Below are 11123 nucleotides of genomic sequence, written 5' to 3' on the forward strand. Positions count from 1 at the left end.
TCCTTCGTATAGCCATAGCGTTCCTGGATTTTTCCAGCGAGTTGATCGCGCTTACCTTCTATCCGGGTTAGGTCATCGTCAGTCAGCTTTCCCCACTTTTCCTTGACCTTGCCTTTTGCTTGCTCCCACTTGCCTTCGATCTGATCCCAGTTCATGATCAACTCCCATTCGGGTTCCTGATGGTGAATCCGCTGCCGGACCTGCCCACTTCCTCAACAAGCGGCGACGGCATGCCCCGCCCACCGAGGCAATGACTACGTGCCGAATCTGGCCTTCGCGTCCGAAATGCATTTGTCCTTGGCGCTGCCGAAATCGCACTTGTCCTTATCAGCCAGATAGTTAGCGTCCGAGACCTCCGTCTGTGACTTGCCCGATTACTTGCCGTACCGTGCCTTCACGTCCGCCGTACACTTGTCCTTGGCATCGCCGGACAGGGCATCGCATTTCTCCTTGTCGGCCTTGTACTTGGCGTCCATGGTGTCCTTCTTGGCTTCGCGACGAGCCTCCGCGACATCTGTGCTGGTTCCCGTGGCGGCAGCCTTCTCGACCTTGGACGCGCCAAGCGCCTTCTCGTGAGCAACCTTGGCTTCCTTCACGCAAACATCCTTGTCGTTGCCCGTCTTGTCGCCGCACATTTGCTTAGCCACGTCGTAGTCTCGGTCAGCCTTAACCTTGTGTGCCTTCGCTTGCGCCTTGGCGGTGCCGTCGCGCGAGGCTTCGGCGTTGGCCTTCGCAACATCGCGATCCCGCTTGACCTCGGCCTTGCAAACATCCTTGGCGTTGGCCGTCATCTCGCCACACCTGGCGCTGGCTGCCTTGTAATCAGCGTCGGCCTGTTTCACCGCGGCGTCGTAATCCGCCTTTGAACCCGCTGCGGACGCGGTTCTTGCGAGTACCAAGCTCGTCGGCACAGTAACCATCAGCGAAAAGATGGCAGCGAACAACCATTTCGTCATCATGTCGACCTCCTTATCAGTCGTCGGATTCTTCTGCTTGGCGCACCGTCGGTTCCTGGCGCGGATCTGCAAAGACTAGGCAGAAAACTGTGCCGCCCAAATGCATGGAGTCAGCTCGAGCACGAAACATTTGCATTGCAGGTCGAAGGTCRGCGCAGGCCGAACAGCTTCCCGCCAACGCCGAGGATTCGGCCGAAAGACCCCACCGGCCAGGCAACCGCGTCCACAGGCTACAGCATGGGCCTCTCCGGCGGAACCGCCGAGTCAACAGCCCCCTCCGGTGATCCCGCACTGCAACATCGATTGGCCTAAGATCTAGTCACAATTTAGGATGGCGATGTCAGGTATTCAAGCATGCGGTGCATGGCAGAGACCGCGATGGAGTCGGGCGGTMTGGACGATGTACAAGCGATCCAGGAAGCGACAGTTGGACGTCGGCCAGGCGAAGACTGTCCTAAAAAAACATGTCACACCTTGATAATGCGCCTGGGACGGTATTGAATAAGTCTTCCGGGCGCGCGCGGTAGGCGCCCCGTGGTCGAGGACCTCGTACAAAGGAAGTCACAGTCTCCACCGCGTCCCATGCGCACAGTGCGAGGACTACAAGTGACGCCTCCCAGAAGACCTGAATTTAAACATAGGAGACAACAGGATGCTGAGTCCTCATGAATTGGCGACCCTCATGCTGATCAAGGACGGCCCGGCCGCCACTGAACTGGATCGCGCGGATCTTGACACCCTCCTCGAACACCAGTTCGTCAACCTAGAGGAACTCCCCTCCGGACACCAACGTCCCCGCATCACGGCTAGGGGCGGTACCATCCTCAATGCCATCGCGGGAATTCGCTGAGGGAGCTGGGGGCGTTGTATGCGGCCCTCATGATGGCACTGTAGGCGAGTGGTTCGCTTGATCGTCATCGCTGATGGGTGCCTATGCGTCTAACCCGCACGAGGTTGCATTGCATCGTGATACGCCCCTGTAGTCCAACACACATCCTGTCGCACAAAAATAGTCGTCCGATTCTCTCGGACACGCGTCGAGTCGAATTTCAGGAGTTTCATGATGAATCCGCTACCTCCCGAGCAAATCGCGGCATTTGAACAAGCCAACCTCGCCATCCTGTTTGGATTGGCGAACCAGGCCTTCGCAGGCTTCGAGAGACTAGTTGCGCTGAATCTGGAGGTAATGAAGTCGACGCTGGCGGAAACGCGGGAGCTCGCACAGAAGTCGTTAGCTGTCAAAGACCAGCAAGAGCTACTCGCGCTGCAAGCCAGTCTGATGCAGCCGATCGGCGAGAACGTGCTGTCGTACTGCCGTCAACTGTACGACATTGGGTCCGCCACGCAATCCGCATTCGCCAAGGCCATCGGGGTGCAATGCGAGGTACTCGTCGAGAATCTTGCGAACAGCGCGCCGGCGGGTTCGGAGCCCGCCGTTACCGCGCTGACGTCGGTGATCACCGCCAACAACAAACTGTCAGAAACAATGTACCAGACCGTGAAACAGGCGATCGAAGTCGCCGAAAGTAATTTCAATGCGGCGAGCAGGACGACGCCGAAGGCGGCCAAGCAGACCGTCGAGCATGGGTCGCGCGCCGCCAAGACGTAACGCCTGAGGCCTGATGTGGCGCCAATCGACCCAATATAAGTCGCTAAGAAGTCGCGAGTAGTGTGCGTCAGCCAATCGCGACGCTTGCACCTATTCGCGGTTAGGACACAGTTGCTCCAGTAGTCGTAACGCTGGCACGGTGATCCAATCGCTCAATTTCTCGATGGCGGCCTCGGCTTGGGCGCCCAGGGTTGAGCGCCCGGGTCCGACAATCCAGCGCTTCTGATGACCGTATGCGTCATGCCGTGCCATCGCAGCAAGGCATCCCGCAAGCCAACCGGGTTGCAGCAACGAGGCCCGATGGTGGCAAACAGCTCTACCACGCGCAAGGTGTCGCCCTTGCCATAGTGCGTCTGGGTTTCAGGCAGGACGGGGCTTCCGGCCGGAGTGGGCCGGGTCAACGAAAAGGCTGTCGCGAATCCAAGCCTCCGGCACCCAGCGTCCGTCACGTCGATCATGACACCTTCCTTCATCCTTCGCGCAGAGTGCAGCTGAAGCTAAATTCTCGGCCAGCCACTCGGCTGGCCTGGTCTTTCTGGCTATCCGGAATCGTCTCACTGGGTAACCTCGCGGCCTAGTCGGAGGGTTGGAGCCTGGCAAACGCAGCTGCTAAGCTGAAATCATTGAGGTCGAAACCAGGAGTGGTGATCAGTACCGAAGACATTCCATGCCTGCGCGACAAGGCCCATAGACGCATTCGGTGAGTTCGACGATGGTACCGAGTGCACACGATCGGAGACATTGCCATGCGCAACACCAAGACCGATTCGCGATACGCAAGCGCTAGTGAAATCCGCGAGATTATCGGTCCATTTGAAGGCGAAGTGATTGCACGGATTCTGGAGATCGAGCCCACCCTTGAGGATGTGCAGCGGGCATATAGATGGCTGCGCTCCGATGAACACTTGTTGCGAAATCTTGAATCCAATCTAGGAGGAAAGGCGGAAGAGGTGTTCGAGATACTTGACGACGAATTTCCTGATTTCGATTCATCTGGCCATCCAGGTTAGCCAGAGGGGAGGCCGGCTATATGATTATCAAAGCCCCAGCACACCTGCTCGACGGTGTCCAAGCCAATTGCTATCGGGGTGATATTGGGCCCCATCTCTGAAGGAAGGGAGCAAGGTCCACGCAACCTTCGACAAGGTCAATGGCGTGGAAACGGTGGCGATTATCGAGCCGGAATAAGCGCCTTACGGATTAGGCAATGCGGCCTGCGGCCCGGCCGACACCACCTCGTGCACGAAACGCAGCTTATCGACCACGACAGGACTCAGCGCGAACAGGGAGACATCCGGCACGCCCAGGCTCCGGTTCAGGCTGTTGAGCACGTAGGTGAGCGGAAACCACCGGTCCATCAGGCTTTGGAAGCTGGCATCCCCGACGGGCGTCTGGTCCGTCAGGGTGGGCTCTCCTGCCGTGCCTGGCTTGAGCGCAAGGCCGCATGCCGCGGCTGTGTCCACGGTATCGACGATGTGGAGATAGTGTGCCCAGGTTTCGGCCCAGTCCTCCCACGGGTGGGTGGCCGCGTAGGCGCTGACGTAGTTTTGCTCCCAGCCCTCCTRCGCGCCCTTGTCGTAGTGCGCCTTCAACGCTTCGCCATAGTCCGCGCGCTCATCGCCAAAGCGCTCGCGAAACGGTGCCTGCCAGCGGGTGCCGGCGATCAGGCGATCGAAATAGTAGTGGCCGATCTCATGCCGGAAATGGCCCAGCAAGGTGCGGTACGGCTCGCCCATCAGCGAACGCGTTTTTTCCCGATGGGCGTCGTCGGCCTCGGCAATGTTCATGGTGATGAGGCCGTTGTCGTGCCCGGTCATCACGCGCTCCTCGCCAACGTCTTCCAGGAAGTCGAATTGCAGCCCGAATTCCGGAGCGGCCTCGCGGGACACGTGCGGCAGGCCCAGGGCGGTTAAGGTATAGAGGACGCGGCGCTTGGCTACCTCAAGCCGGGCCCAGTAGAGCCGGTTGTTCGGCGTATCCAGGCATGGCGTGGTGCGCGTTAGCTTGCATGACTCGCAAAGCACGTCTTCCGAAGTGGCCGGGATCATGCCGTTGCACACACCTGCCACAGCGTAGTTCTGGCATTGCTTGTAAAGCTTGTCTTGCGCGCCGGCATTTAAGCTGCGCCACAGGTTGCATTCCGCGGGTTCGAACGCGCAGATCTGCGAGATGTCGTAGACGTAGCCAAGCGGCGCCTGGCAGCGCTCACAGGTGACGTTCTCAAAAAAAACCAGGTTGGAGCAACTGCCGCAGTGAAAGGTCTTCATGGATTCTTTTACCTGGCGAAAAATATTTACACGCCCCATCCGCTGCAAGAGCCGCCGCTAGCGCTCCAGCACCTGCTAGCGGGAGGTGCTCGCCAGATCCGCGGGCTGCTCGCTTTGCGGGTCGTGCTCGCCCGGCTGCGTGGTTTTGCGGCCTTCCCCCGGCTGCTCKATATGGCCGCGGGTGCAGGGCTTGGCCCGTGGCTTCGAATCGGGCCTGCCATTCTCGTTTGTCATCGTCGAGCTCCTGTGTGGTGACGGTTACTGAACCGTTTGAGCCATGGTCCAACCCGCAAAATATGTGCCTGGCGCAGGGCACTTGCAAACCGGCACCGATGAATGGTTGGCGTACCCGGTCAGCTCGTGACATGCCCGTCGCCTGGGAGGAATCAACCACTATCGCAACGAAAAGTTCTGCCTGGCATTGACCGCTCGCCGTAGCCAGTCCATTCCAGTCCGGCATTTCACGCTGCCTCTCCCACGTCTGACGTTGACTAATTTCTGGAGTCGTGCGAAAAAACTGAATTTGGCCAAAGAACGCCTCGTATCAGAGCCCGCTGAAGCGACAGCTCACGCGAAGCTTCTGGGCATGACTGATTGGAGGGTGACGGAGGTAGGGCAAGCAACGTTCGAGCAGCCGATACAATTACCTGCGCTTGCCAGTCCGCGCTTAAGAAGCCGCGCGGACGAGGCAGCAGATTAGGTTATATGCGCGGTTCGTCTGAATACGGTTGAGTGCCATAAAACGAATGGATTTGTATCGCCCAGGACTGGTCGGCCATATCTGGCCATTTGTCCTTATTGAATCCCGGTGCTCTTTCAAGGCTATCCTTTTCCACGTTTAGCACGAAGCGCTTGTTCGCCGTGTCGAGCGTCAATGCATTCCATGGCACGGCGAACAGCTTTTCCCCCATGCCGAGGAACCCACCGAATGACAACACCGCATAACTCACTCTTCCGGTGCGCATATCCAACATGATTTCCTTGATGTCGCCCAGATCCTCGCCTTTGTGGTTGTAGACGTCGTTCCCAACCAGGGTGTCGGCACCCATCAAGTGGGGACCAGGCCCTTCGGCGCGGTTGCCTTTATACATGCCATAAGTATCGCGTTCTTCATAGTTCATGGTCGTCTCACTAAGAACCTGAGGTTAGTCACAGTTCCTGAGGTCACCCTTGAGACACCATCGCCCGCTTCGCTTGCGGACGGTCCCTTGGCAGCCTGTCAGGAGGGTTTCCTCCMTTCTTATAATGTTAGGTYTCGCCCCTCGTGTCCCAACCATTGTTACGAAATTATTTCGCTTGTCGCAGCGGCCATGCCAGCCTCAGCAACCCGACGGCTTCCGCCTGCAGCGCCGTGTGCTCCGCCAGCAGCATTGGCGGACCCGTTGGTCAGGCGGGCGGATCGCTTGTGTGTGGTAGATAGGCTAGGCTGCCGCTTTACGACTGTGTCGTGCACGCCGTGCGCTACTGTTGCCTTCCCCTGCGCAGGAGGATGCGATTCCGCATATCTCGCGCCTTCCTTGGTGACGTTCCCGGCCGTCCTTGCGCGGGACCCCGTGAATGTTATTCACGATATTTTCTGCCTTTGGCAGGACTGCCGAGCTTATAAGCCGCGCCGTGGCGAGAGTCGCTGGGATGTCCGGATGGCTGTCACGCTCAGGTGCGCAATGCCGGGAGCAGCGGCATGGGTCGAGAAACCCTGGACTGCTGGTGCTGGCCAGTTGGGTCGAAGCCTTGCCAAATTGGGGGGGCCGGCCTCTCGCGTTCTGCGTCTTGGGGTACGCCCGGAAGCCCGACCAAGAGCGGCCAGGCCAGCCAGAAGTAATCGCCGGCGGGTATCGGTCCCGCCAGTATTGCCGCCAGCTGTCATCGTCCAGATCAGCCCTCGGGGAGAGTTTCAAGACTGCAGCGCGTCGTACACACATGGGAAGGCCGCGTCGCCAAGGAGGTCACGAACGGCCCGCACCACATCGTCGGGCAGGCAGGGTTTCGGGCAGTAGCGGACGGTCGGATTGGCGATCACGGGTTGTAGCTTGCAACTGGTCGAGATCACGATTGGCGTGGCGCTAAGGCTTGGCTCGCGTAGCAGCATTTTGCAAAGCATCGCGCCATCGGCATGCGGCATGATCCAGTCGGTCACCACCACGCTCGGATGAACGAACTGCGCAGCGGCGAAGGCGACGTTTGCAAATGGGTTATGGTCCGCGTAAGCGCATGCGAACTCGTTCCGCCGATGCGTGTTTGACTTCGGACCGAGCACGTGGCCAAGCCGAAGAATGCCGGAGGGGAACCGAAATCCCTCAGGTGCTCTCATTGCGCCCGGCTACGCCTAATAATTCCCGAAATCTCGTCCAGCAAGATTGGCACTTTGTCCCCGAGATCCACGCCGTCAAACGTGGTCAACGACTCGAGCCCGCATCCAATGGCAAAGACCTCTGCAAGCCACTCGCCCGGTGCGTTCGATTCGATGATGAGCAAGTTGAACTTCACTGAGGGGTCTGACTCGCCATGAGCCGTGACTAGGTCACCTTTCGCTGGTCCTTCGCCGCGTTGAACGGTCCGGCCAGCTGCCACCGCCAGGATGCCAGCTAATTCCAGATATCCTCGCGCAAACTTACTCGCGTGCATGTCACCCCCATCTCACATCCTCTGCTTCATCCTTCATAGTCTAAGCAGAATAGAATGCAACGCGAAGATTATGGGAGACCGCGCGCTTTGGCTCGAGGAATCTAGTCATCTCGTCCGCGACCTCTCCTCGATACCGGTCGCCGCGGCCGCGGGCTCCCCTTTCGCCTAACCCCATGCCATGTACCGCCGAAGCCATGTACTGACAGCACGGTCTTTCCCCCAGGGGGGCGTCTATGATTTGGTCCTGCTGGACCCAAGCACCGCGTGTCGCTCCCGTCTGCGTATTCCGCCGAACCTGGACACCCGCTCCGCCGCAAACTGGGCACCTGTTCCAACGCAAACTGGGCACGCGTTCCAGGCCAAACTGGACACTACGGGCGCAGCGACGCGGGGTCGAAGTTCGGCTTTTACTCCTGGTCAGTCTGCGCTGTCAAACGGACGCGCATTTTTCGCATGGAATCACCTTTCAACGTGAGCTGATGCGCGTTATGGACGAGCCGGTCGAGGATCGCGTCGGCCAATGTGGCATCGCCGATGGCGGCGTGCCAGTGATCGATCGGCAATTGGCTGGTGACGATGGTTGAACGGGCGCCGTGGCGGTCGTCGAGCACCTCCAGTAGATCGCGGCGGTGCACATCGTCGAGGACAGCCAGACCCCAGTCGTCGATCACCAAGGCGTCAATTCTGGCCAACTGCTTGAGCAATTTGGTGTAACGGCCGTCGGCTCGGCCGATGCTCAGTTCGTCGAGCAGGCGCGGCAAGCGCACGTAGTAGGCGCTGTAGCCCTGACGGCACGCTTGGTGGGCCAGCGTGCAAGCGAGCCAAGTCTTGCCCACGCCCGTCGGGCCGGTCAGCAGCACCTTCTGCTTCTCAGACAGCCACTGGCCGGCCAGTGGCGCTGGAACAATGGCTTGTCCAGTCCTCGTGCGTGGCGGTAGTCGGTGTCTTCGGCAACCGTATTCGGCTTGAGCTTGGCGCGCAGTAGGCGCAAAGCCAACTGCCGCCCATCACGCTCGGTCGCCTCGCGGTCAACCAGCAGGCCGAGGCGCTCTTCGAAGCCGAGGTGATCAAGGTCCAGGCTGCCCTGATCGTGCAAGGCGCGCGCCATGCCGAACAGGCGCAGCTTGTTCAGCTTGTCGTAGGTGGGATGGTGCAGCATCATTTTCCTTTCGTTGGCGCTTCAGTGCAGGATGGAGTTCGATTGGTAGTAGTGGGCGCCGCGCAGGTTCTCGTGCTCCGGCAGGTCGAGCGTGCGTTGCGCGCCCGGCGGGGTCTGCAAGTCCAGGCTATTCTTGAGGATCGATTGCAGGCTCTTCCAACTCACGGTGTTGAGTTTGAGCGCATGCGCGCAGGCCGCTTCGAGGCGCGCGTTGCCGAACTCCTGTCCCAGCCGAAGCGCACCCAGGCAACTGCGGAACGCCTGCTGCGGATGGCGCCGCTGGCGCAACAAGCGTTCGACCAGCGTGGTGCAGCGGGGGCCGATGGCAGTAGCCCGGCTGGTCAGTTTCTCCGCGCTCCAGCCTGCGACCTCGCGGTGGGTCCGCGGCATATGCATGTCAACCGTCGTGTGCCGGCCCTTGAAGGCGCAGTGGGCATGACTGGCCAGCCGCTGGCCGTGGCGGAAGATCTCGACCGTCGCTCCGGTGACGCGCACATCGACCTGCTCGCGTGCGTGTTGATAAGGAACCGAGTAGTAGTGACCGTCGACCTCGACGTGGTAGTCAACGCCGACTCGGGCAAGCTTCCACTCGGCGTACTCATAGGGCTGTCCTGGCAAGGGGCGCAAGGCTGGTTGATCCATTTCGGCGAAGGCGCTGGCGCGGCTGCCGGGCAGCTTCTTGAACGGGCGTTGGTTCAGGGCGGTCAGCAGGGCACGCATCTCGCGGTTCAGTTCGCCAAGGCTGAAGAAGCGCTGATGGCGCAGGCGCGCCAGCACCCAGCGCGACATCACCAACACCGCATTCTCCACTTTCGATTTGTCCTTGGGGCGGCGTACGCGGGCCGGCAGCACAGCCACGCCGTAGTGGTTGGCAAGGTCCTGATAGGTCGGGTTAAGGTCCGGCTCGTAGCGCGACGCTTTGGTCACGCCGCTGCGCCGATTGTCCGGCACCCACAACTCGGTGCAACCGCCGAAGAAGTTCAGGGCACCACATGGCTGGCGATCCAGTCGGGCAGTTGTTGGGACCAGGTCGCCTCGATGTACGTGTAGTTCGACGCGCTATGGTCTTATGTACATGACGCGTCTAATGCGAACAGCGTTTTTATGTAAATCCGGCTGAGACGAGCGAGGGGCCGCGCTCGGTTGGAAGCGCGGCGTGTCCTCCATTTGGTTCACATAATCACAGCGACTTCAGGAATCGCGGAAGCGTCTCGGGTGGCTGGTACCGAGCTCGCTTCACATCTGGCGGATTCAATCGAGCGAGCGCGCGTTCCTTCATCTCGAGGTCCGCCTCGACGTACATGTGCGTCGTCGTCGGGCTCTCGTGACCGAGCCACAACGCAATCTCAGTGGGCCATACACCGGACTGCAGCATCGCCATTGCGGTCGAATGCCTGATGCGGTGCGGGGATACCTTGACGTTAGCGAGTTCGGGATGCCGATCCGACGCTGCCTTGGTCGCCAGCTTCAGCCGCTGACAGACCGTGGCTCGGTTCATTGCATTGCCCTGACGTGTGGGCAGCAGCGGCGATCGCTCGGTCAGCTGCGGATTACGGCCAAGCCAGTCGCGAACATCTCGGGCTGTGCTCTTCCAAAACGGCAGCGACCGCTGCTTGCGTCCCTTGCCATGCAGATGAATGAAGGATATCGGGCCGACTGGCTCCACCTGATCGGTAAGGGCAGTCGGCCTGGAAAAGTGGCGTTACCACCGCTTGCGCGAACGGCCCTCGATCAGCATCTCGTGCAGCGCGGCCTGCCCGTGACGCCAGCCCGTTGGAATCCCAAGACGCCCTTGATCGCCAGCCTGGAGCAGGACAGCGCAACCAGCATCACCGGCACCCGCCTGTGGACGGTAATGCGGCGCTTCTTTGGCCAGGCTGCGGACATCCTCGCCGGCGATCACCCGACAGTCGCGGAAAAGCTGCATCGGGCCAGTCCCCACTGGATGCGGCATACGCACGCGACCCATGCCTTGGCCCGTGGCGCGGAGCTGACCACCGTGCGCGATAACCTTCGCCACGCGTCGGTGGCCACCACCTCGATCTACCTGCAAAGCGATGAGGTGAAGCGGGCACGCCAGATGGATCAGGCCTTTGCCGCCCGGTAGGCAGCTTCTGGCAGGGTTCCCGAAATCTCAGCGGGCAATATTGTCCGTTTTTTGAAGCGACCCCCAGTATCAAGGGGAGCCCCAGTAGGCCTTTGTATCCACACGTCATTCCTCCGCAATGGCAAGCAATGCACTGTTAGCCTAGGGATCGCCCGACCCCCGCTGCTCTCGCCGCGTGGCACTAACCCTGCGCCTGTGGCCCCAGTCTTCGTGCCGTATGGGTCCACTCGATCATCGGTTTTTAAATGCGAAAACGATGACCAAGAGCGCAACAAGCGCTGCAAGCCATTTCAAGCTTGCGACCAGCTTGCTGAGCTTCTCCACCAGCACGCTGACGGCATCTGCCTCGGTAAGGTTTCTCTGCTCTTGCAGCGCCAGGCCATCATGCGCACTCTCGTTC

Annotated in this window: 10 protein-coding genes and 2 pseudogenes; 4 read left to right on the forward strand and 8 right to left on the reverse strand. The window is 60.1% G+C overall.

Annotation, left to right across the window (positions count from 1 at the left end):
- Positions 1 to 155 (reverse strand): CsbD family protein (locus AC1DS3_RS28250; RefSeq protein ID WP_477128399.1); only part of this gene is annotated, 155 nt, incomplete at its 3' end.
- Between the two features lie 219 nt (positions 156 to 374).
- Positions 375 to 959: a hypothetical protein gene (locus AC1DS3_RS28255; protein ID WP_441639817.1), complete on the reverse strand. Its 585-nt coding sequence runs from the start codon at positions 957 to 959 to the stop codon at positions 375 to 377.
- 679 nt (positions 960 to 1638) lie between these two features.
- Between AC1DS3_RS28255 and AC1DS3_RS28260 the strand changes: the two genes are divergently transcribed.
- The 3 genes from AC1DS3_RS28260 to AC1DS3_RS28270 all read left to right on the forward strand — a co-directional run bounded on the left by AC1DS3_RS28260 (position 1639) and on the right by AC1DS3_RS28270 (position 3575).
- Positions 1639 to 1806 carry a hypothetical protein gene (locus AC1DS3_RS28260; RefSeq protein ID WP_441639818.1) on the forward strand — a complete coding sequence of 56 codons (168 nt, stop codon included), beginning with the start codon at positions 1639 to 1641 and terminating at the stop codon, positions 1804 to 1806.
- A 213-nt stretch (positions 1807 to 2019) separates the two neighbouring features.
- Positions 2020 to 2565, forward strand: coding sequence for a phasin family protein (locus tag AC1DS3_RS28265; RefSeq protein WP_441639830.1), 546 nt, complete (start codon positions 2020 to 2022; stop codon positions 2563 to 2565).
- A gap of 746 nt (positions 2566 to 3311) precedes the next feature.
- Positions 3312 to 3575 carry a hypothetical protein gene (locus AC1DS3_RS28270; RefSeq protein ID WP_441639819.1) on the forward strand — a complete coding sequence of 88 codons (264 nt, stop codon included), beginning with the start codon at positions 3312 to 3314 and terminating at the stop codon, positions 3573 to 3575.
- Between the two features lie 183 nt (positions 3576 to 3758).
- Here the strand turns inward: AC1DS3_RS28270 and AC1DS3_RS28275 are convergent, their stop codons facing one another.
- The 6 genes and pseudogenes from AC1DS3_RS28275 to AC1DS3_RS28300 all read right to left on the reverse strand — a co-directional run bounded on the left by AC1DS3_RS28275 (position 3759) and on the right by AC1DS3_RS28300 (position 10282).
- Positions 3759 to 4832 (reverse strand): zinc-binding metallopeptidase family protein, encoded by a 1074-nt coding sequence (locus tag AC1DS3_RS28275; RefSeq protein ID WP_477128398.1) that lies wholly within the window; start codon positions 4830 to 4832, stop codon positions 3759 to 3761.
- Between the two features lie 701 nt (positions 4833 to 5533).
- Entirely contained in the window at positions 5534 to 5953 is a 420-nt protein-coding gene (locus AC1DS3_RS28280) for a PRC-barrel domain-containing protein (RefSeq protein ID WP_441639822.1), read from the reverse strand.
- Positions 5954 to 6726: 773 nt separating this feature from the next.
- Entirely contained in the window at positions 6727 to 6969 is a 243-nt protein-coding gene (locus AC1DS3_RS28285; RefSeq protein WP_441639823.1) for a hypothetical protein, read from the reverse strand.
- Between the two features lie 895 nt (positions 6970 to 7864).
- A pseudogene (istB, locus tag AC1DS3_RS28290) lies at positions 7865 to 8616 on the reverse strand (IS21-like element helper ATPase IstB).
- 21 nt (positions 8617 to 8637) lie between these two features.
- Entirely contained in the window at positions 8638 to 9543 is a 906-nt protein-coding gene (locus tag AC1DS3_RS28295; RefSeq protein ID WP_441639824.1) for a Mu transposase domain-containing protein, read from the reverse strand.
- Positions 9544 to 9796: 253 nt separating this feature from the next.
- A complete protein-coding gene (locus AC1DS3_RS28300; protein WP_441639825.1) occupies positions 9797 to 10282 on the reverse strand; it encodes a tyrosine-type recombinase/integrase in 486 nt (161 codons plus the stop codon).
- Here AC1DS3_RS28300 and AC1DS3_RS28305 point away from each other — a divergent pair.
- Positions 10274 to 10723 (forward strand): annotated as a pseudogene (locus tag AC1DS3_RS28305) (tyrosine-type recombinase/integrase); the annotation flags it as partial. The gene AC1DS3_RS28300 and the pseudogene AC1DS3_RS28305 overlap by 9 nt on opposite strands.
- Between the last annotated feature and the right edge of the window lie 400 nt (positions 10724 to 11123).

The organism is Cupriavidus sp. 01L46 (genome assembly GCF_056399905.1).

Excerpts from the sequence above, each read along its gene's own strand:
- AC1DS3_RS28255 (WP_441639817.1), bottom strand. The coding sequence starts at position 959 with ATGATGACGAAATGGTTGTTCGCTGCCATCTTTTCGCTGATGGTTACT.
- AC1DS3_RS28260 (WP_441639818.1), top strand. The coding sequence starts at position 1,639 with ATGCTGATCAAGGACGGCCCGGCCGCCACTGAACTGGATCGCGCGGAT.
- AC1DS3_RS28265 (WP_441639830.1), top strand. The coding sequence starts at position 2,020 with ATGAATCCGCTACCTCCCGAGCAAATCGCGGCATTTGAACAAGCCAAC.
- AC1DS3_RS28270 (WP_441639819.1), top strand. The coding sequence starts at position 3,312 with ATGCGCAACACCAAGACCGATTCGCGATACGCAAGCGCTAGTGAAATC.
- AC1DS3_RS28280 (WP_441639822.1), bottom strand. The coding sequence starts at position 5,953 with ATGAACTATGAAGAACGCGATACTTATGGCATGTATAAAGGCAACCGC.